We start from the raw sequence: 20,171 nt of genomic DNA, 5'->3' as shown, positions 1-20,171 counted from the left end.
CGTGGCGAGACGTGGAGGAGCGGCCCGGCTGGTGACCGGCAACCCGCTGGGCGGGATGCTCCGAGACCTGAACCGGCAGACGCGACGCACCACCAGGCGCAGCGGCGCGCCCCGACCCGTACCGCCCGAGGGAGGCGGCTCGGTGGCCGTCTCCGGGCCCGTGGTGCTCCCGCCGCTCCCCGGGGCCGCCCCGTACGCCGCGGTCGTCGTGACGGGCGAGGACGGCCGCGCCCGCTGGACCTACCCGGCGCCCCTCCCCGCGCCACCCGTCCTCACGGCGCTCCCGGTCGACCCGGACCCCGGGGATGAGGACACCGTGGTCACGGCGGTGCTCGAGGTGGCCACCGCCACGGAGGCGGTGGTGCGGGTGTGGAGGACCAGGCCGCGCCGCGGGGCGGGTGTGGCGGCGCCGGCCGGTGAGGGCGTCCACGTCCACCTGACGGCCGTCCCGCCCGGCCGGTGAGGGCGGTTACCCTGCTGGTCGCGCCGCTGGTTGTGGGCCGGGCCGCCGTCTCTCCCGAAGGGCCAGACCGTGGTTTCCGTGTGCGTGTGTGACGACTATTTCCAGGTGGGCGAGACCGGCGAGCTCTGCCTCATCCCGGGCCGTCAGGGCCTGCGCGATGTCGTGAAGTTCTCCCCGCCCGGGACGTACCAGTTCCGGAAGGCGGATTACCCCTGGCTGGCGCGCGTGCGCGTCCGCGTCCAGGCGGCGGGCGGCGGATCGGCCGGTGCGGCGGCCGGCGAGGGCCTATTCATGGGCCACCCTGGCGGCGCCGGCGGCGGCTACTCGGAATCCCTCCTCGACGTGTCCGCGCTCGGCCCGGTGGAGACCGTGGTGGTGGGCGCGGGCGGCACGGCCGGCGCGTTCAACTCGGACGGCGGGAACGGCGACAACTCCAGCTTCGGGGGCCTGGTCACCGCGAACGGCGGGGCGGGCGGACAGAACGTCATGCCGGCCGGGAACACGCCGATCTGCTTCTCCGGCACGAACGGGCCCCTGGCCGGCACCGGGCAGATCGCGATGGGCGGCGGCGCGGGAGGGGGAGCGTTCCGGATCAACGGTGATCAGGGCCAGTCCGGGGAGGGCGGGGAGTCCAAGCTCGGCCACGGCGGTAACCAGCGCACCACCAGCGGCTCCGGCGGCGCCGGACGCGGCTACGGCGGCGGCGCCGCGGGGAGCGTCGGCCGCGCCGGCAACAGCGTGCCGGGCACGCCGGGCATGGACGGCGTGGTGGTCGTGGAGCTCTACGGCTGACCCGGCGCCAGGTGGCCCGGCTCGTAGACTCGACGTGCGCCGCTGGTTGTGGGCCGGGCCCCGTGAACGATCCGTGAGGACGGTGGGCTCCCATGGCCCGATGCGGCTGCGGCGGCGGCCAGTGCGCATGCACCCTGACCGCTGGCGACAACATCCTGATCTCTGGCACCGGTAGTGCGGCGAACCCGTTCCGGGTGAGCGCGGACGTCCCGTGCGAGACCGTCCGGGCGTGCTTCACCGCCGGGCCCGGCATCGACCTGGACGAGGCCTCCGGCACGATCGCCGCGGACCTCTCCGGCCAGGCCGGGAACAACCTCACCATCGGCCCGGACGGCGGGCTCCTGGTCCCCACGGCCGGCGGGTCAGTCCTGACCGGGTGCGGCCTGACCGGGAACGGCTCCGCGAGCTCCCCGGTGAAGGCGGCCACCGGTACGTGGCCGTACGCGTGTAGCCCGGAGGAAGCCGGCACGGTCATTGCGTGCGGAACGGACGGCGTCCTGCGTGGGGAGCCGCGCGGCGTCGCGAGCTGGAGCACGTTCGGGGAGGAACGCAGCTTTCCCGACACCGCGATCGCCACGGGCAACGTGGTCATCGTGGACAACTACTCCGCCACGGTGACCAATCCATCCACGTGCAACCCGGCCATGGTGCTCGTGGAGGAGGAGGTGGACATGTGGATGGTGCTCCCCGCCGGCGCCGGCGCCGCGACCGGCTTCGACTCGGACGAGACGTTCTACATGCGCAACACCGGGACCAGCACGATGACCGGCGTCCACGCGCAGGCCACGAAGTTCCTCTCCCGCGGCATGCTCGCCCCGGGCGCCACCGTCGCCGTCGGGTTCGGCGCCTCCGCGGGCAAGGCCACCGGCGGCGCCTACTACTACCGAATCAACTACAACCTTCGCGTCTTCCTCCTGGCTCTGTGAGGCCCGCCATGACCGACACCACCCCCGAGCTCCCCGGCCCGCCGTGGCCCTGGCCGGGATGCGACCCGACGCCCGACCCCATCACCGCGTGGGTCCAGTACGAGGACGGCTCACTCGGCTCCATCACCGTGACGGGCGGTCAGCTCCCCGAGCTCGCGCGCCCGGGCCGGCTCATCACGCAAGCCGAGTTCGAGACGCTGAACGCGGCCATGTCGGCCGCCCACACCTCCCGTCTCCAGGACATGGCGGAGGAGGAGACGGCCCGTCAGACGCGCGAGTACCAGGATCTTCGGAAGGCCGGAATCCCGGAGGAGACCGCCCGCCGCCTGTCCGGCTACACAGGGTCCGCCACGGCCTAGACTCGTGGAAGCTGACTGGTTATGGGCCGGGCGCGTGTGCTGCTGGTTGTGGGCCGGGCGTTCCTCCTCCTCAGGAGTAACCCATGGCTCAGTTCGGCTGCTGCGGCCCCCGCTGCGCATGCCGCGTCACCGCCGGCCCGGGCGTCACCGTCTCCGGCAACGGCTCCAGCGGCGCCCCGTACGTCGTGGCCGCGGACGGCGCGACCGTCACGTGTGACCAGGTCCGCCCCTGCATCTCCGCGGGAGACGGCGCGGCCTACGACGACACCACCGGCGTGGTCTCCGCCCGCCCCTCCACCGACGCGGGCAACTCCCTCGACTTCGGCACGGACGGCGGGCTCCTGGTCCCGCCGCCCCCGGCCGCCGAGCCCACCGCGCTCCAGGCCGGTGACACGAACACCGTGGACACCACGGTGGCCGGGGCTGGCACGGCGGCGGACCCGTTCGTGGTCTCCGCCGCGGTGATCCTCGACCCGGCGCCACCGCAGGGCGGTACCAACCTGATCGGCACCGGGCCCGAGGGCCTGTTCCTGGAGTGCGCGGACGTCCGCGGGTGCATCTCCGCCGGGGATGGCGCCGCGTACGACCCGGACACCGGGGTGGTCTCCGCGCGGCCCTCCACGGACGCGGGCAACGCGCTCGCGTTCGGCACGGACGGAGGGCTCCTGGTGACGCCGGCCGAGGCCGGGGAGCCCACCGCGCTCCAGGCCGGAGACACCACGAGCGTGGACACCACCGTGGCCGGCACGGGTACGGCAGCGGACCCGTACGTGGTCTCCGCCGCGGTGATCCTCGACCCGACCCCACCAGCCGGCGGCGCAAACCTCCTGACGTCCGGCCCGAACGGCCTGTACCTGGAGTGCGCGGACGTCCGTGGGTGCATCTCCGCCGGGGACGGCGCGGCCTACGACGAGACCACGGGCGTGGTCTCCGCCCGCCCCTCCACGGACGCGGGGAACGCGCTCGCGTTCGGCACGGACGGCGGGCTCCTTGTGATGCCCACCGGCGGCGGTGAACCCACCGCCCTGCAGGCCGGTGACACGGGCACCGTGGACACCACCGTGTCCGGGGCCGGCACAGCGGCGGACCCGTACGTGGTCTCCGCGGACGTCATCGTGGCGCCGGAGGACAACGGGCTGGAGGCGACCGCCGACGGCCTCCTGGTGGCCCCCTCCGATGACGCGGGAAACCGCCTGGAGTTCGGGGCGGACGGGCGCCTCTTCGTCCCGCCGGTCCCGCCCCTGGAGACCGGGTGCGGCCTCCAGGGCGAGGGCACCACCGCCTCCCCACTGGCCGCGTTCCCGATCGCGGGCTCGCAGGCGTGGACGGACGACTGGGACTGTGACCCGGTCGCAAACAGCACGCTCAAGTGCGACCCCACCTCCGGCGCCCTCTGGACACCGCCGGAGCACTCCAGCGCGGCGGCCACCGTCCAGCAGTCCCACCCGGTGGCCGGGCTCGCCTTCACGAACACGGGCGGCGCCGTCCTCGTGTCCAACGACGCCTGGAGCGAGGGCACGTACACGGCGGACAGTCTCACGGATTGCCGAGGGATCTCCTTCTCCTGCCGGTTCACCGGCCACCTGGAGATCACCTGGACGGCGAACGCGACGTTCGACGTCGGGTACGCAATCCAGATCGACGGCGGCTCCCTGGCCGTGCGGCTCTGCCACAGCGTCCTGGCGGCCGGCTCGGCCTCGCACCAGCGCTGGAGCTTCGGGGTGTCGGAGGGCGCCGTGGTGGGCCCGCACACCGGCAAGTCGGTGCGCGTCTACCCGGCAATCCGGGTGACCGCCGGCACGGCCACGGTGAACCAGTGGATCACGGACACCGACCTCATCGCGATCACCCGGTAAGGAGCCCTGACCATGCGGTACTTCCTCAACGACACCACTGGGGCGTGGATGTCCCTCTCCGGCGACGCCGACGTGTTCGGCATCGTCCCGGACGGATACCGGGAGGTGACGGAGGCCGAGTTCAACGAGGCCGCCGGCATCATCACCCTGGAGCCCCCGCAGACGAGCGGAGGCGCCCGGTGAAGTTCATCCAGCGCGAGGACTGGGGCGCACCCGCCACCTCTCCGGCCGCCTACCTCGCCTCCGCCCACGGCGTGAAGATCCACTATCTCGGCGCGCCGTACAGCTCCCGGGCGCACGGCTCGTGCCCGGCCTACGTGCGCGGCATCCGCGCGGAGCACCTGGCGAACACGGTGGAGAACTACGTGGACATCGCGTACTCCGCCGTGGTGTGCGAGCACGGCTACGTGTACGAGGGCCGTGGCGCGCACAAGCGGACCGGCGCCAACGGGAACCAGGACCTGAACGTCCGGGACTACGCGGTGTGCGCGCTCCTGGGCGACTCCGGCCTGACGAAGCCGCCGGACGCGATGCTCTCCGGGCTCCGGGACGCGATCGAGTGGCTACGCCAGGACGGCGCCGCCGGCTCGTGGATCGGCGGGCACCGGGACGGATACGCCACCCTGTGCCCCGGAGACCCGCTGTACGCCTGGGTGGAGGACGGCGCGCCGCGCCCGGGCGGCGCCACGGAGCCGGCCGGGGGGACGTACACGGTGAGGGCTGGCGACACCCTGGCCGCGATCGCCCGGCGCCTCGATGTGTCCTGGCCGGACCTGGCGAGCGCCAACGGCATCCGGGCGCCGTACACGATCCATCCGGGGCAGGCGCTCAAGATCCCGGCGGGCGGCATCGGCGGCACGCCGCCGCCCTTCCCCGGGACCGGCGCGTTCGTCCTCGGCCGGAGCAACCCGGCCGTGACCGTCCTGGACGGCGGCCTCATCCGGCACGGCTTCACCCGCCACCACGACGGCAACGGCTACCAGCCCGGACCCGTGTTCACCACGTACACGCGGGACAACGTGGTCGATTTCCAGCGCTCCCGGCCGGAGCTCGCGGGCGACGCGGACGGCTACCCGGGCCCGCTCACCTGGCAACTCCTCCTCTCCTGAAAGGCACCACCATGTCCAGTGATCACCTCCCCCTCCCCGACGCGGAGACGGTCGTCAAGACCGGGGCGACGTTCGCCCGGGACCTCCTGGAGCGGGTCCTCACCACGTTCCTCCAGTCGTTCATCGGCGGCGTGGTCGTCACGCAGCCGCTCGACGGGTCGATGTGGTACGCCGCCGGGGCGGGCGGCGTCGGCGCGGTCCTGGCCCTCGGCAAGGGCCTCTTCGCTCGACTCCGCGGCGCCGTCAACTCCGCATCCCTGGCCAAGGGGGTCTAACCCTCGTGGACACCGAGACGGGCATCCCGGCCGTGGACGCACTCCTGGTGTGGGGCGGCGCGATATCCCTGGCCGGCGGCCTGGTCGCCGTCGCGTGGCGAGTCCTGCGCGGGACCGCCCGTCTCGGTCGCCGCGTGGATGAGTTCATTGACGACTGGCGGGGCGAGCCGTCTCGGCCGGGCGTACCGGCGCGGCCCGGCGTGATGGAGCGGATGGTGGGCCTGGAGTCCCGCATGGGAGGCGTGGAGGACGAGCTCGGGCGTATCAAGCACGAGCTCTACCCGAACAGCGGGGGGAGCCTCCGGGACGCTGTGGACCTGGCGAACCACCGTCTCTCCCGCCTGTGCGAGGAGCAGCCGGGGACGGCTGTCCCCGCCGAGGACATGAGCGGGGACACGGAGTCCGCCCCGGGGGACATCCCGCACACGGCGGGGGACACCAGCGAGGACGCGCCCACCGTGAGCGGGGAGGACACCGCCGAGGACGGACCCGGAGACACGGGGGACACCGGCCCCCCGGGGGTCCCCGCTGGCTGAGCCGGCCCTCTGAGACCGAGCGCCCGCCCTCCCTTCCGCCGGGGCGGGCGCTCCGCACATCCCGGTGCGCCGCAGACCGAACCTGATCATGAGTCAGGGCTACGCTGGCCGCTCCAGTGCTTGAGCGCTACTCGGGTACGGGCCTCACGCGTACGCCCCGCCGGTTGACTCCCCGGCGGGGCGTACGTGCGTCTGGCGTCAGGCCGTCGCCCACCTGGCAGGGCCGCACGCCGGGCAGTCGCGGCAGGCCTCCGCCCAAAGCTCCAGGAGCCGGGCGTGGGCCGCAGTACTGGCAAGGGTCAGCAGGGCGTCCCAGTGCTCTGACCGGGAAGGTTCACTGGGAAGCCTGCCAAGTAGTCTCCCGATCATGACCGCTGCCGAGGTTCTCGTTTCCGTGCGCAAGTTCGACGGCCACCTGCATTGGCACCATCCGATGGTCCGTCTTGGAGAGGACGAGCATGGTGTGTGGCTGGGTGCGCGGGTCGGTACGGTCTACAGCAAGGGCGGGGTGGGCCCGGTCTACGCGACCGAGGAGCCGCGAGTCATGCTCTTTCCACGCAATGCCTGGTGGACCGCACTTTTCCAGGCGGCCCCTGCGTATCTGGATGTCTACTGTGATGTGACCACGCCCTCCGAGTGGCCCAACTCGGCAGAGGTCACCATGATCGACCTGGATCTCGACGTGTGCCGGGTGCGAGCGACAGGTGCTGTTTTCGTCGATGACGAGGATGAGTTCGCCCGCCATCAGGTCCAGTACGGCTACCCGCCAGACGTTGCAGGGCAAGCCACCGCGGCAGCCGATTGGCTCAAGGCAGCTCTGCGAGACGGGGCAGAGCCTTTCAGTGGTCAGTACCACACGTGGCTGGACATGATCGGATAGCGGACTCGCGACTGTTTTTGCGTTTCCGTCAGGCCGCAGATGCCCTTCCTGATCCGTCAATCTGCTCACAGGACAGGCACAGCGACCACACCTCCAGCGATTGGACGGACGTCACCGCCCGTCCAATCGGTCTGACCAGCATCCTGGCGAACCCCCCCGGTCACAGCACTCGCGTCCGCGACGGTCAGGGGTTGGGGGCGTCTCCACCGCTGGTGCGGACCATCACCTCAAGGAGTGGGGAAGCGGGCGACGGCTGGCTGTGCCCGATGTCCTCGTACCCCCATGAGCGGTAGAGGGCATGGACCTTTCCGTCGCCGGCCGCCTTGTTGACCATGAGGGTCACGTACGGCTCCTTGGCGGAGAGAAGGAGCGCATCGTGGATGCGTCGAGCGGTGCCTGTCTTGCGCCAGGCCGGCCGAACGCCGATCTCCTTGATGGCCAGGGTGGGGCCTGCGGTGTACCTGGCCGGCGGCTCTGGGCTGGTTCGCTGCCAGTACCGGTCTCCGTGCTCGATGCGGTTGCCGTAGGCGTACCCAATCGGCTGTGCGTCGGCGTACGCCAGGACGGCTACGAAGCCGGGCTCGGTGCCGTGCCGGTCCAGTCGCTCACCGAACCCGGTGATGGCGTAGTTCGGTAGGTGAAGCAGGGGCGCCCGTACTTCGGCGTAGACGTCGATCAGGTCCTCACGGGCGCCGGTGAGTTCGGTGAAGCGGCGAAGTTCGATGACGGGTGCCGTGGTCATGCGCTGGCCCTCCAGGCGGCTGTGTGCTCGGTCCAGGTCTGCACGTTGATGCTGCCCGGCGCGGTCGCGCGCAGGGCTGCACCAAACTCGTTCAGCATCCGGGATACGCGGGCGTGTTGGGTAGCCGCAGCTGCGGGAACCTTCATCGCTACTGCCACGGCGGCCTCGGCCTCGCCCTGGGCGAGCTGGGCGTGTGCGAGCCGCGTTTGCGTGATGGTGCGGGACCTGGCCATGTGCGGGCGCAGCCCTGCCAGGCAGCGGTGCGCGTGGGCCTCTGCCGTCTGGTACTCGCCCAGTGCCAGGTATGCCGAGAGGGCGAGAGAGTCCAGTTCGGCCTGGTCGTAGAAGGCGACCAGCCAGACGGGGCGGGGCGCGTGCGGGTCGGCCCGATTCATGGCCTCTTGGGCCTGGTCGAAGGCGCGCTTGGTGCCGGTGCGTTCTTGGGCCGTGCCATGGATGGCGGCCTGCCGGGCCAGGCCGAGAGACGCGAACATGGGGTCGCGGCGCGTGATGTGCAGGCCGCGTGCGACGTCGTTTGCGGCGAAGGCGTCGGAGGGGCGTCCCAGGTGCCGGTACATGCTGCCGGCGTGGCTCCAGATGCGGAACTTGATGGCCTGGTCACCGGACATTTCGGCGAGGGCCTGCGCTTCCCGCATGTGGCGCTGGGCCTCGACGTAGCGGCGGCCGTCGATCGCTGCCCACATCGCGGAGGAGCGGAAGGCCGCCGCGGCGGCGTAGAGATTGCTGCGCACGCGCTGGGTGGCGCTGCCGGCCGCCTGGAGGTTCAGTGCCTCGTCGGCGAGCGCGGCGGCGCGCTGCTCGATGGTGAGCTGTCCGCCATGGCGGTGGTCGCTGGCGACGATCTCGGTGAATCGGGTTTGGAGTCGCTTGACGTCATTCATGCCGATTCGGCGCGGCGCGATCCCGGGAGCTGCGGCCGCTACAGCGGCGGTAGCAGCCAATCCGCCGATCAGGTTACGGCGATCCATGTCAGGGTCCTCCTGGTTCAAGCCGGGGTTAGACCTGGCCCTGCCCCGTGGAACGAACCCTAGATCGGAGGCGGGCAGGCCCGTCACGGCTTCAAGGCCCCGCCTACTGGCTGCGTTGGGCCACCGAATGCGACCGGACTTCCAGGCTCGGACCGATGAACCATCGTGGCCTCCGGGGCGTCCGGTAAGCCTCTCCATGGCCAGGTTTACGGCCTCCGCCAGGCTGGCCGAGCTGTGACCGTGCTCCTGCATCCACGCCACGAGCCGCACGTTTCGCGTGACCTCCATCACCGCACCGTAGCGCTGCGGCCCCGCTCCGTCAGGTAAACGAGAGGTCAAGTCCCCCTAGGGTGCGACGCCGGATACCCGGCCCAACTCCCTAAGTACACGGCGCTTGGCGGGAGTTACCTGGTCGGGTCGCCTCGATTCGGGGGGCGACTCGAAAGGGGCCCGGTCCTTCGCACCGCCAATGCGCCGCGCCCATCGACCCGTCTGGGAGTGCAGAGCAATGCCGAGCACACATGAACGAGACGACGGGGACTCCGGCCTCGGTCGTGCCCCCTCCGCCGTGACGACATGGGCTGAGCCGCAGCCCGCCGTCTCCCGCTGGCTCCTCCAGGCCGCCGAGGACCGGGCCCTGGCCCGGGAGCAGTGGCGGGAGGGCAACGGCGGAGTGGCGCTCCTGGCCTGCGGCGGCATCCTCTCCGCGATCCGCGCGCCGGCCGCCCTGGTCCACGCCGCGCTGGAGGCCGAGACCCCGAGGGACGTGGACGCCGCACTCCGTCGATGGTTCGACGGCGGCGCCGTGTTCATGGACCTCCACTCCCGGGCGTACTACTTCCTGGTGCCCGGCTCCACGGCCTGGCGGCGGACGGAGCGGGAGCTCCCCGGTGTGGAGTGCTGCGGGCAGGACCACTACCTGGGCGTACCGGCCATCCGCCTCACGGAGGCGCGCGGGCGGTCGTACTGGTGCCTGCCCCCGAGCGGCCCCGGGGAGCTCTGCGTCCTGGACGAGGTGGAGCAGTTGCTCATGCGCGGCCAGGCCGCCCGCCGGGACAGTGCCCGGGCGCAGTGAGCCCGGAGAGCCCGTCCGGCCAAGCCGTCTACGTCCTCATCCTCGCCGCGCTCCTGGCGGTCCTCGTGGCCGTCGCGCTCCGGTAGCCGGCGCTCTACCCCGCTCCGCGCCCGCGGTTCCTCCCGGACGCGGAGCGGCCCCGGCCCGGCGCACCAGCCCCCTCGTACTGGTGCGCCGGGCCACCAACCACCCCCCCCAGCACGAAAGGCCCTCCCGTGTTGCCTCCGGCCCCGCCCGGCGTGGTCCCGTACATCACGCAGCGCAGCGAAGAACGGCTCCTGCCCTATCAGCTCATCCGCCGGCCGGTGTGGCCCGGCATCGCGTACCCCGATGAGACTCCGTACGACCGGGACTCCTTCGGAACGCTGTGGCTACGCGCACGGCTCCTTCCGAAGAGTCGCCGCGGCGAGCCGGACCTCCGGCGGGTGCACGCCTACCGGCAGCGGCGGGCGATGCTGGACATGCTGTGCCAGGTCTGCGCCCGCCCGCCGGCCGACCCTGACGGCCCGCAACTCTTCCTCATGCGCAGCACGGGCGGCCCGATCCGGGACGGGGAGCGGACGACGAGCCCGCCCGTGTGCGTGCCGTGCGCCGCGATCACCGTGCAGCAGTGCCACGCACTCCGCGGAGACCAGTTCGTGGCCGCGTGGGTGAGGCACACGCCGGCATGGGGCGTGGCGGGCACCGTCCATGACCCGGTGACGCTGGAGCCCATCCCTGGCCGCTCCATGGAGGCCGTGGAGTACCGGGCCCCGGATTCCTTCTACGTCTTGGCCGCGCGGACCGTGGTGGAGCTCCAGGGCGTGGTGGCGGCGGATCTCGAACGTGAGTGGGCCGCGATGGGCGCGGACCGGCTTGAGGCCGAGTTCGCGCGCGTGGCGGCATCCATGCAGCTCGTCGCCTGACCTCACACCCTTCCGGCCGGTGAGCCCCGCCCTTCTCCGTGCCGCTCGCGACCGGCGGGACGGTGGCGGGCCTCCTCTTCCCGGAGGTCGACGCCGACGCGGCGCCGGACGTCGTGGGGGGCACGCGGACGCTCGGTGAGGCCGACTTCATGAGCGGTGCCACGGAGGACCGGTACCCGGACGTGTTTGAGGTGGCGGGCGGCGTGGACGGCGGCGGCCGGGCGAGCGCCCGGGCGGAGGTCGCCGCGCGCCTGGCCGTGCTCCCTCATCGCGCGGTCCGCCTCAGCCACGACGTCCCGGCCAGTGCCGCGGTGCTGGGCAAGGTCGCGGCCGCGATCTGACCGCGGAGAGCAGAGCAAAGGGCCCGGCCTCACGAGGAGGCCGGGCCCTTGTGCGCGACGCCGGTTCGGGGGGTAGGGCCGGCGCCGTGCCTACGGGGTGCGGGCCCGGCCCCGGAGGGGAGGAGAGGGCCGGACCCGCTGGGGGAGGCGGTGGTCTATCAGGCCGCCACGGTGGCAGCGGTCGACTCCGCTGCGGGCGCCCGGTGGCTGACGCCGAGGACGCGCCGGAGGTCCGCGGTCACGACGCGGAAGGACCGGCCGGCGCGCAGGACGGTACAGGGGAACGTACCGGAGCGAGCCAGGTTGTACCCGTGGCTCCGGGAGATCCCGAGGGCGCGGGAGGCGGTCTCCACGTCCACCACTGGGGGGAGCTCCAGGAGGTCCCGCACGGTGAGGGCCCGGACCGCCAGGGCAGATTCTTGGGTCATTACCGCGCAACTCCTCCATGCTCTTGGGTTGTTTCCGTGGACTGTAGAGGACGCGTTGATACAGCGCAATACCGGCTGTACTTTGAGTCGTCGTGGAGCAACCAATCGAGTGGCCGGCCGACGTGAGCGCGACGATCGCCCGGGAGCTACGCAGGCACCGCACCGAGCGGTCCATAAGCGCCCAGCAACTGGCCGACGCGTGCGCCCGCCTCGGCCACCCCGCCCTCCAGCGGACCGTCATCTCCAACATCGAGAACGGCCGCCGCCGGGACGTGTCCGTTGCGGACCTCCTGGTCCTCGCGGCGGCGCTCGAGGTGGCGCCAGCCGCGCTGGTCTTCCCGGCCGGGTACGCCGCGGAGACGGAGTACCTGCCCGGTCGGACGGCCACGCCCCTGGAGGCCGTGGACTGGTTCGCAGGCGTCGGGGCGCCGGAGGACTCCGCCCTGGCGCTCGCGCGCCGCCACCAGGAGCTGGAGCGCCGTATCCGCGGGGTCTATCGGCGGATTTGGGAGCAGGGGATCGCGGAGCAGCGGTACGTGGTGGAGCTGGAGGACGCGGAGGCGGAGGCCGGCCGCACGATGGCGCGCGAGCTCACGGACCAGCTCATGGAGCTCCGCGAGGAGATGACTCGGCGGGGCCTGGAAGTCCCGCCGCTACCGGGCCTTGAACGGCCCACGGGATGAGAGGGGGTCGCCATGCCAGGGTCACGCCGCGCGGGCGGCATCAGCAAGCGGTGCGAGTGCCGAGGGTCCAACGGGAAGAGATTAGCGGGGAGTTGCCCGGAGCTGGAGAAGCGGACGCACGGGCGCTACCGGGTGATCCAGGAGCTCCCGCCCGGGGAGGACGGGAAGCGGCGCCGCTTCGAGCGCACCGGCTACGCCACGTCCAAGGAAGCGCAGGGGGACCTGGACCGGATCCGAGCCATCCTCGACCTGGCCGGCCAGGAGGAGGACGAGCTCCGGAGAGTGGGAGACCTCCTGGCCGCGGTGCAGAAGGACCGGCAGGACATCCCGGACCCCATAGCCATCTCCCGGAAGCTCGGGGTGGGCGTCCCGCTGGACGGGAAGATGACGATGGGCCAGTGGCTGGAGGTCTGGCTCGATAGCAAGAAGAGCAGGCCGACCACCCTCTACGGGTACGCCTCCCACGTGCGCTACCACCTCACGCCGAGGATCGGCCACATCCGCCTGGACAAGCTGAACGTGGGGCACCTCGACACGCTGTTTGCGGAGATCGAGGAGGCGAATGAGGTGATCCTCGCGGAGAACCAGGCGCGCCGGGAGCAGGAGGCCCGGTGCACGCGGGGCCGTAGCGGCGTGCCGAAGGCGGACGAGCGGGCCGCGCTCGCCGCGGAGCGGGGCAAGCTCGCGGCCATGCCGCCGTTCCGGAAGGTCAACGGGCCGGCCACGCGGCAGGCGATCCGGCGCACGCTCCGTACGGCGCTGAACGCGGCGATCGCCCGGCAGTACATCACCTTCAACCCGGCCTCCTTCGTGGAGCTCGGGGCGGCTGCCCGGCCGAAACCGCTCCTGTGGACGCCGGAGCGGGTGGAGCGGTGGCAGGAGACGGGGGAGGTCCCCGGGTCCGTCATGGTCTGGACGCCGGCTCAGTTCGGCGAGTTCCTGGACGCGGCGGAGGGAGACCGGCTGTACCCGATCTTCCACCTCATGGGCTTCCGCGGACTCCGGCGTGGTGAGGCGGTGGGGCAGCAGTGGACGGACGTGAACCTGGAGGCCGGGCTCCTCTCCGTCACGATGGAGATCGTGGTGGTGGACGGCTGGACGACCGTGGAGACCGTCCCGAAAACGGAGGGCTCCGTCTCGACCATCTCCCTGGACGCCGGGACCGTGCAGGTGCTCCGGGAGCACCGGGCCGCGCAGCTACGGGAGCGGCTGGCGTGCGGCGACAAGTGGGAGGAGACCGGCAAAGTCTTCGCCACGGAGACGGGCGGGTGGCTCCACCCGGCCAGGGTCTCGCGCGCGTTCCGCGAGATCTACGACCGCACGAGCCTCCCGCCGATCAACCTCCGGGACCTCCGGCACGTGTGCGCCACGGTGCTCCACGCGGCCGGCGCGGACCTCCACACGATCAAGGAGACGCTGCGGCACTCCACGATCGTGCTCACCTCCAACACCTACACGTCGCTCATCCGCGAGGTGGACCAGACGGCGGCCGAGCGCGCCGCCGCGCTGGTGCCCCGGGCGCGGCGCCAGGTGGTGGAGAAGTGAGGTGGAGCTCCACCGTGGCGTCCTCGCGGGTGAGGCCGCGTTTCGCCGCTCCGCCGGCGTGCTCCACCCGGCCGCTCCGCCTGCTCCACCGGGCTGCTCCACCGCGCTCCACCTGCTCCACCGAAGTGCTCCACCTTGCTCCACCGGTGCTCCACCATCGGGCTCCACCGGGGCTCCACCAGACACCACGAAACGGTGTGGACGGAGGCGCACGGGGTGGACAAGATGGAAGCGCCACGCCCGTCCTGGCCAGTACTGGAGCGCACTCCATGGACGGGAACGCACAGGGCGCTATGGTGTGAACCGCTGGGGCCGTTAGCTCAATTGGCAGAGCCGCGGACTTTTAATCCGTTGGTTGTGGGTTCGAGTCCCACACGGCCCACCTTCCGGCCACCCGGCCGTGCTGTCCGGGCCGCCCCGCGCCCGGCCGCCCGGGCGCTCCCCGGGGCGGCGTCGCCGCCCGCCGGCCCCGTCCCTCAGATCCCCTGGTTCGCGCGTCCTGATCCCGCGCGCCGCCGCCCCGCACGTGCCGTGAGCGCCGCGCCGGCCGCGCACCAACCACCGGCCGCGTACAACCCCGCCCCGCCGTGAGCGCCGCGGTCGCCGGTCGTGCCACGCCACGCCTGCCAGAGCCCCGTGCGCCGCCGCGTGCCACCCTCCTCCAGGGCCGCGCCGCCGCGCCTCTCCCGCCCGCGGCCTTCCCGTCCGCACACGCCTCGCAGCCGCGTCGCACCCGTGCCGCCCGTCGCACCCGCACCGCTTTCCCCAGGCAGCCCGGCCCCCGAGCGGGCACGCATCACGAAACGGTAATGATTTTCATATCTGTGCAAACATGGCTTGGTATTGAAAGTCATTTCCATCTAGCGTGACGGCCATGAACGCCATCACCTCCCGGCTCGCCCTCGGCGGCGCTGCCGCGATAGCCGCCGTGTCCGTCGCCGCGTGCTCCACGTCCCCCAGCTCCCCGAGTGCGTCCGGGGACTCCTCGAAGGCCGGGGGCGGCACGTCGTCGTCCTCCGCGCAGGGCGCCGCCGAGGGCGGTTCCGCGAAGGCCGGAGGCGCGGCCGTCCAGGTGGTGGCGGCCGAGAACTTCTGGGGCAGCATCGCCTCCCAGCTGGGCGGCTCCCACGTGAAGGTCACGAGCATCATCGACAACCCCAGCGCGGACCCGCACGACTACGAGCCGACCGCCGCGGACGCCCGCACCGTCGCGGGCGCGCGCCTCGCGATCGTCAACGGGATCGGCTACGACTCCTGGGCCGGCAAGCTGCTGTCGGCGAACCCCGCGCAGGACCGCACCGACCTGGAGGTCGGCAAGCTGGCGGGCATACCCGCGAACGGGAACCCGCACCGCTGGTACTCGCCCGACAACGTCCACCAGGTCGTCGAGCAGATCACGGCCGACTACAAGAAGATCGACCCGGCCGACGCGGCCGACTTCGACCAGCTCAAGAACACCTTCGAGAACACCACCCTCGCCCCGTACACCAAGGAGATCGCCGACATCCGGGCGACGTACGCGGGCACCCCGGTGGGCGCCTCCGAGTCGATCTTCGCGCCGCTGGCGCAGGGCCTCGGGCTCGACCTCGTCACCCCCGAGTCGTTCCTCGACGCGATCAGCGAGGGCACCGACCCCACCGCGAAGGACAAGACCACGATCGACCGGCAGATCGCCGAGAAGAAGATCAAGGTGTACGTCTACAACAGCCAGAACGCGACGCCCGACGTCCAGGCACAGGTCAAGGCCGCGAAGGCGAAGGGCATCCCGGTCGCCACCGTCACCGAGACGCTCACGCCGGCCGGCGCCTCGTTCCAGGACTGGCAGGTGCGCCAGCTCAAGGGCATCCAGGCGGCCCTCGCGAAAGCCACCGGGAAATGACCGCGGCGCAGGCGCCTGCCCGCGCGGCCCTGACCGAGGACGGCGCGGCGGAGCCCGTGGTCTCGCTGCGGGGTGCGGCCGTCCGGGCCGGCGGGCGGACGCTGTGGTCCGGCGTCGACCTGGAGGTGGGCGCGGGGGAGTTCGTCGCGGTGCTCGGTCCCAACGGCGTCGGCAAGTCCACGCTCGTCAAGGTCCTGCTGGGGGTCCAGGCGCCCGCGGCCGGGGAGGTGCGGGTCCTCGGCGCCCGGCCGGGCCGGGCCGGGGCCCTGGTGGGCTACCTGCCGCAGCGCCGCAGCTTCGACGCGTCCCTGCGGCTGCGCGGCGAGGACGTCGTGCGGCTCGGCTGGGACGGCGACCGCTGGGGGCTGCCCCTGCCGTCCTTCCTGCCGGGCCGGCCCGGCGGCCGGGCGCGGGCGGCGGCGCGGCGGGTCGCGGAGGTGATCGGGCTCGTCGGCGCCGAGGCGTACGCGCACCGGCCCATCGGGCAGTGCTCCGGCGGGGAGCAGCAGCGGCTGCTCATCGCGCAGGCCCTCGTGCGCCGGCCGCGGCTGCTCCTCCTCGACGAGCCGCTGGACAGCCTCGATCTGCCGAACCAGGCGGCGATCGCCGCGCTGATCGGCCGGATCTGCCGGGAGGAGGGCGTGTCGGTGGTGATGGTGGCCCACGACGTCAACCCGATCCTCTCGCGCCTGGACCGGGTCGTGTACCTCGCGGAGGGCGGTGCGGTGGCGGGGCGCCCCGCCGAGGTCATCACCTCGGCGACGCTGTCGCGGCTGTACGCGACGTCCGTGGAGGTGCTGACCACGTCCGACGGGCGGCTCGTGGTGGTCGGCCAGCCGGAGGCCCCGGCCCGCCACGTCGACCGGCACGCGGACGGGCACGCCCCCGCGCACACCCCCGCGCGGCCCGCGTCGCCGGGGACCCCCTCCGCGCGGGCCGTCCCCGGGCCGCGCCCCTCCGGCGACCGACACGGGGAGGAGCGCCGTGCCGACGGCTGACACCTTCTCCCTGGCGGCCGGCGCGCTGCCCGCGTGGTCCTGGAACCCGGTCGCCGACCTGCGGGCCATGTGGGCGTACCCCTTCATGGTCAACGCCTTCCGCGCGGGCACGCTCGTGGCGGTCGCGGCCGGCGTCATGGGCTGGTTCATGGTGCTGCGCCGGCAGAGCTTCGCGGGGCACTCGATCGCCACCGTCGGCTTTCCCGGAGCCGCCTGCGCGGCCCTGGTCGGGGTGTCGGCGACGTACGGCTACTTCGCGTTCTGCCTGGCGGCGGCGGTGGTCGTCGCGGCCGTGCCGCGCACCGGCCGGGCGGCGGGCGGGCACGAGTCGGCGGTCACCGGCACGGTCCAGGCGTTCCTGCTCGCCTGCGGATTCCTGTTCACGACCCTCTACAAGGGCCTGCTCGGCGGGGTGACCTCGCTTCTCTTCGGCAGCTTCCTCGGCGTCACGCCGGGACAGGTGTGGCTGCTGCTCGGTGTCACCGCCGCGGTCCTGCTCGTGCTGGCCGCCGTCGGCCGGCCGCTGCTGTTCGCGTCCGTCGATCCGGACGTGGCGCGCGGCCGCGGCCTCCCGGTCCGGCTCCTGTCCGTGGTCTTCCTGGTCCTGCTGGGCGCCGCGACGGCGGGCGCCGCCCAGATCACCGGCACCCTCCTGGTGTTCGCGCTGCTCGTGATGCCCGGCGCCGCCGCGCAGGCGCTCACCTCGCGGCCCTCGCTCGGCCTCGCCCTGTCGGCGCTGATCGCGGTCGCCGTGACCTGGGCCGGGCTGATCGTCGCGTACTACTCGCCGTATCCGGTGGGGTTCTACGTGACCACGTTCGCGTTCGGGGTGTACGTGCTGGCGCGCGCCGTCCCGTACGCACGCGGCCGGGCGGGCCGCCGGGCCCGGGCCGGGGCGGAGCCGGCCCTGGCGGCGGGAGGCGCGGCATGAGCGCCGGCGCGGCGGCCGCGCTGCTGGCCGCGGGGGCGGGCACAGGACACGGCCCGCTCGCCGCCTTCACGCACCCGTTCTTCCTGCACGCGTTCCTCGCCGGCTCGGCCATCGCCCTGGCCGCCGGACTGACCGGCTACTTCCTGGTCCTGCGCGCCCAGATGTTCACCGGCGACGCGCTGAGCCACGTCGCGTTCACCGGCGCGCTCGCCGCGCTCGCCGGGGGCTACGACCTGCGGCTCGGACTGTTCGCCGGCACGATCGCGGTCGCCCTGCTGATCGGCGGCCTCGGCCGGCGGGGGCGGGCGGACGACGTGGCGATCGGCTCGGTGTTCGCATGGATCCTCGGGCTCGGGGCCTTCTTCCTCACCCTCTACACGACGTCCCGCAGCGCCGGGAACGGCGGCGCCGGGGTCAACGTCCTGTTCGGCTCCGTCTTCGGCCTCTCCGGCGGGCAGGCCCTGACCGCGGGCCTGGTGGCCGCCGGGATCTGCGTGGCCGTCCTGGCGATCGCCCGCCCGCTGCTGTTCGCGTCGGTGGACGAGGCGGTGGCGGCCGCGCGCGGGGTGCCGGTGCGCCTGCTCGGCCTGGCCTTCCTCGTCCTGGTCGGCGCGTGCGCCGCCGAGGCCACGCAGGCGGTCGGCTCGCTGCTGCTGCTCGGGCTGCTCGCGGCCCCTGCCGGAGCGGCGGTCCGCCTCACCGGGCGGCCCCTGCGCGGCCTCGCCCTGTCGGCGGCGCTCGGGCTCGGCGAGATGTGGGCGGGACTCGCCCTCAGCTACGCGGTGCCGGTGCTGCCGCCGAGCTTCTGCATCATGGCGGCGGCGACGGCCGTGTACGGGCTGACGTACCTGAAGGGACGCGCCCGGACGGGTGCGCGGCAGACGCCGCCCGCCCGGCCCGCACGACGAGTCGGAGGGTCCGTGACGGGCGGACGGTCGCTGTAGGACGGGCGAAGCGGGGCCCGGAGGGGGGCCCGGAGGGGGGTGCGGGGGGCGGGAAATCCGGACGAACGGCCCCCGTACTCACGTTCTGACCCTGTGGCAGACTGCGCCCATGCGTGCACTGGGGGCCGGCGGCCATGAGTGAACCGCGGTCCGCCCCGACGATAGGCCAGCTCGTCCTGAGCCGGCAGTTGCGCGGTCTGCGCGAGCGGGCCGGAGTGACCCGGGAACAGGCCGCCAAGCTGCTCCACGTCACGGTGGCGACGATCCGCCGGATGGAGGCGGCCGAGGTCGCGTTGAAGATCCCCTACCTCCAGGTGCTGCTGCCCGCGTACGGCATCGACGCGGCCGATGTCGCGGCGTTCCTGGAGATCACCGAGGAGGCCAACAAGCCCGGCTGGTGGCAGCGCTTCCACGACGTGCTGCCGGGCTGGTTCAGCGGATACGTCAGCCTGGAGGAGGCGGCGAAGACGATCCGCACGTACGAGCCCCACTTCGTGCCCGGGCTCCTCCAGACGGAGGAGTACACGCGCGAGATCCTGCGCACGGGCGCGGTGGGGCAGTTCGATCCCGACCGCGTCGAGCGCCATGTCGCGCTGCGCAAGCAGCGCCAGGCCCTGCTGACGCGCGAGAACGCGCCCACCTACTGGGCCGTGGTGGACGAGACGGTGCTGCTGCGGCCCGTCGGGTCGGCCTCGCTGATGCGGGACCAAGTCGCCCGCCTGCTGGAGATGTCCGAGCTGCCCAACGTGACGCTCCAGATGGCGGAGCTGTCGGCGGGTCACCACCCGGGCACGTACACGTCGTTCGTGCTGTTCCGCTTCGACGTGCCGGAGGTGCCGGACGTCGTCTACGTCGAGTACCTCACGGGCGCGCTCTACCTGGACGATCCGACCGAGGTGGGCGAGCACAAGGAGGCCATGGACCGCATGGTCGCCCACGCCGAGTCGGCGTCCCGGACCCGGGAGATCCTGACGGACCTCCACCGGCGGTTCTGACGCCTCCACCGGTCGTTCTGACCCGGGCGACGCGGACGGGAGGCGGCATTCGGGGCCCGGCCGGCGTGCGGTGCCGTACTTCCCGCGGTGGCGGCCACCCCGGCGAACGGCGGGGCCGGTCGCGGCCTCGGGCGCGTACCCGGCGGGAGCGGACCCCGGCCCGGGGCGTGTACGCGGCAGGAGCGGACCCCGGCCCGGGGCGCGTACGCGGCGGGAGCGGACCCCTGGCCTCGGGCGTGTACGCGGCGGGGCCGAGCACGGCCTCGGGCATGTCGGCCGCGGGGGCGGACTATGCTTCGCGGTGCGGGCCGTTAGCTCAATTGGTCAGAGCAGCGGACTTTTAATCCGTTGGTTGTGGGTTCAAGTCCCACACGGCCTACTCCTCCCGCTTCCCGCCCCCGTCCGGCCCCCGCCGCGGGGGCTTTTCGCTGCCGCGCGCGTGCGGCGGACGCCGGGGGCCCGGCCGAGGGGCCGGTGCACGTGCGGCCGGGTGACCGCCGGACCGGGCGGCCTCGCGGGC

General features: G+C 73.0%; 23 protein-coding genes and 2 tRNA genes. 22 read left to right on the top strand and 3 right to left on the bottom strand.

Going from position 1 to position 20,171, the window contains the following annotated elements:
• The first annotated feature begins 1 nt into the window (after position 1).
• The 10 genes from L1885_RS02740 (at position 2) to L1885_RS02695 (ending at position 7,196) form a co-directional block, all read left to right on the top strand.
• On the top strand, positions 2-463 hold the full coding sequence (locus L1885_RS02740; RefSeq protein ID WP_235795322.1) for a hypothetical protein: 462 nt from the start codon (positions 2-4) through the stop codon (positions 461-463).
• Positions 464-547: 84 nt separating this feature from the next.
• A complete protein-coding gene (locus tag L1885_RS02735; protein ID WP_235795321.1) occupies positions 548-1,255 on the top strand; it encodes a glycine-rich domain-containing protein in 708 nt (235 codons plus the stop codon).
• 92 nt (positions 1,256-1,347) lie between these two features.
• On the top strand, positions 1,348-2,181 hold the full coding sequence (locus tag L1885_RS02730; protein ID WP_235795320.1) for a hypothetical protein: 834 nt from the start codon (positions 1,348-1,350) through the stop codon (positions 2,179-2,181).
• Positions 2,182-2,189: 8 nt separating this feature from the next.
• A complete protein-coding gene (locus L1885_RS02725) occupies positions 2,190-2,540 on the top strand; it encodes a hypothetical protein (RefSeq protein ID WP_235795319.1) in 351 nt (116 codons plus the stop codon).
• 83 nt (positions 2,541-2,623) lie between these two features.
• Positions 2,624-4,396, top strand: a complete 1,773-nt coding sequence (locus L1885_RS02720) for a hypothetical protein (RefSeq protein WP_235795318.1) — start codon at positions 2,624-2,626, stop codon at positions 4,394-4,396.
• A gap of 12 nt (positions 4,397-4,408) precedes the next feature.
• Positions 4,409-4,579: a hypothetical protein gene (locus L1885_RS02715; protein WP_235795317.1), complete on the top strand. Its 171-nt coding sequence runs from the start codon at positions 4,409-4,411 to the stop codon at positions 4,577-4,579.
• Positions 4,576-5,505: a peptidoglycan-binding protein gene (locus L1885_RS29075; protein ID WP_235795316.1), complete on the top strand. Its 930-nt coding sequence runs from the start codon at positions 4,576-4,578 to the stop codon at positions 5,503-5,505. The genes L1885_RS02715 and L1885_RS29075 overlap by 4 nt, the downstream gene beginning before the upstream one ends.
• Before the next feature lie 11 nt (positions 5,506-5,516).
• On the top strand, positions 5,517-5,780 hold the full coding sequence (locus L1885_RS02705; protein WP_235795315.1) for a hypothetical protein: 264 nt from the start codon (positions 5,517-5,519) through the stop codon (positions 5,778-5,780).
• A gap of 5 nt (positions 5,781-5,785) precedes the next feature.
• On the top strand, positions 5,786-6,316 hold the full coding sequence (locus tag L1885_RS02700) for a hypothetical protein (protein WP_235795314.1): 531 nt from the start codon (positions 5,786-5,788) through the stop codon (positions 6,314-6,316).
• A 367-nt stretch (positions 6,317-6,683) separates the two neighbouring features.
• Positions 6,684-7,196 (top strand): DUF402 domain-containing protein, encoded by a 513-nt coding sequence (locus L1885_RS02695; RefSeq protein WP_235795313.1) that lies wholly within the window; start codon positions 6,684-6,686, stop codon positions 7,194-7,196.
• A gap of 184 nt (positions 7,197-7,380) precedes the next feature.
• On the opposite strand, the gene L1885_RS02690 is transcribed toward L1885_RS02695, so the two are convergent.
• Both L1885_RS02690 and L1885_RS02685 read right to left on the bottom strand, forming a co-directional pair.
• Positions 7,381-7,938, bottom strand: a complete 558-nt coding sequence (locus L1885_RS02690) for a GNAT family N-acetyltransferase (RefSeq protein WP_235795312.1) — start codon at positions 7,936-7,938, stop codon at positions 7,381-7,383.
• Entirely contained in the window at positions 7,935-9,215 is a 1,281-nt protein-coding gene (locus L1885_RS02685) for an NsdA family TPR-like regulatory protein (RefSeq protein WP_235795311.1), read from the bottom strand. Before L1885_RS02685 ends, L1885_RS02690 begins: the two co-directional genes overlap by 4 nt.
• Positions 9,216-9,495: 280 nt before the next feature.
• Here L1885_RS02685 and L1885_RS02680 point away from each other — a divergent pair, with 280 nt between their 5' ends.
• From L1885_RS02680 to L1885_RS02670, 3 genes are all read left to right on the top strand, one after another.
• A complete protein-coding gene (locus tag L1885_RS02680) occupies positions 9,496-10,002 on the top strand; it encodes a hypothetical protein (protein ID WP_235795310.1) in 507 nt (168 codons plus the stop codon).
• 215 nt (positions 10,003-10,217) lie between these two features.
• Positions 10,218-10,907: a hypothetical protein gene (locus L1885_RS02675; RefSeq protein WP_235795309.1), complete on the top strand. Its 690-nt coding sequence runs from the start codon at positions 10,218-10,220 to the stop codon at positions 10,905-10,907.
• A gap of 38 nt (positions 10,908-10,945) precedes the next feature.
• Positions 10,946-11,248 (top strand): hypothetical protein, encoded by a 303-nt coding sequence (locus L1885_RS02670; protein ID WP_235795308.1) that lies wholly within the window; start codon positions 10,946-10,948, stop codon positions 11,246-11,248.
• A 158-nt stretch (positions 11,249-11,406) separates the two neighbouring features.
• Here L1885_RS02670 and L1885_RS02665 read toward each other — a convergent pair whose 3' ends face one another.
• Positions 11,407-11,676: a MerR family transcriptional regulator gene (locus L1885_RS02665; RefSeq protein WP_235795307.1), complete on the bottom strand. Its 270-nt coding sequence runs from the start codon at positions 11,674-11,676 to the stop codon at positions 11,407-11,409.
• 92 nt (positions 11,677-11,768) lie between these two features.
• Here L1885_RS02665 and L1885_RS02660 point away from each other — a divergent pair, with 92 nt between their 5' ends.
• The 9 genes from L1885_RS02660 (at position 11,769) to L1885_RS02620 (ending at position 20,030) form a co-directional block, all read left to right on the top strand.
• Positions 11,769-12,359: a helix-turn-helix domain-containing protein gene (locus L1885_RS02660; protein ID WP_235795306.1), complete on the top strand. Its 591-nt coding sequence runs from the start codon at positions 11,769-11,771 to the stop codon at positions 12,357-12,359.
• A gap of 12 nt (positions 12,360-12,371) precedes the next feature.
• Complete coding sequence (locus L1885_RS02655; RefSeq protein WP_235795305.1) at positions 12,372-13,904, top strand: site-specific integrase; 1,533 nt, start codon at positions 12,372-12,374, stop codon at positions 13,902-13,904.
• A gap of 309 nt (positions 13,905-14,213) precedes the next feature.
• A tRNA-Lys gene (locus L1885_RS02650) sits at positions 14,214-14,286 on the top strand.
• A gap of 492 nt (positions 14,287-14,778) precedes the next feature.
• On the top strand, positions 14,779-15,783 hold the full coding sequence (locus tag L1885_RS02645) for a metal ABC transporter solute-binding protein, Zn/Mn family (protein WP_235795304.1): 1,005 nt from the start codon (positions 14,779-14,781) through the stop codon (positions 15,781-15,783).
• A complete protein-coding gene (locus L1885_RS02640) occupies positions 15,780-16,781 on the top strand; it encodes a metal ABC transporter ATP-binding protein (protein WP_235795303.1) in 1,002 nt (333 codons plus the stop codon). Before L1885_RS02645 ends, L1885_RS02640 begins: the two co-directional genes overlap by 4 nt.
• Entirely contained in the window at positions 16,768-17,712 is a 945-nt protein-coding gene (locus L1885_RS02635; protein WP_235795302.1) for a metal ABC transporter permease, read from the top strand. Before L1885_RS02640 ends, L1885_RS02635 begins: the two co-directional genes overlap by 14 nt.
• Positions 17,709-18,656: a metal ABC transporter permease gene (locus L1885_RS02630; protein ID WP_235795301.1), complete on the top strand. Its 948-nt coding sequence runs from the start codon at positions 17,709-17,711 to the stop codon at positions 18,654-18,656. The genes L1885_RS02635 and L1885_RS02630 overlap by 4 nt, the downstream gene beginning before the upstream one ends.
• A gap of 134 nt (positions 18,657-18,790) precedes the next feature.
• The gene (locus L1885_RS02625; protein ID WP_235795300.1) at positions 18,791-19,651 is read left to right on the top strand and encodes a Sco1979 family transcriptional regulator; all 861 of its coding nucleotides are present in this window, start codon (positions 18,791-18,793) and stop codon (positions 19,649-19,651) included.
• Positions 19,652-19,956: 305 nt separating this feature from the next.
• Positions 19,957-20,030, top strand: a tRNA-Lys gene (locus tag L1885_RS02620).
• Positions 20,031-20,171: the final 141 nt, after the last annotated feature.

This window comes from Streptomyces fuscigenes, assembly GCF_021556455.1.
GTDB classification, from domain to species: domain Bacteria; phylum Actinomycetota; class Actinomycetes; order Streptomycetales; family Streptomycetaceae; genus Streptomyces; species Streptomyces fuscigenes.
This window is presented reverse-complemented; position numbering and strand designations above follow the sequence as displayed.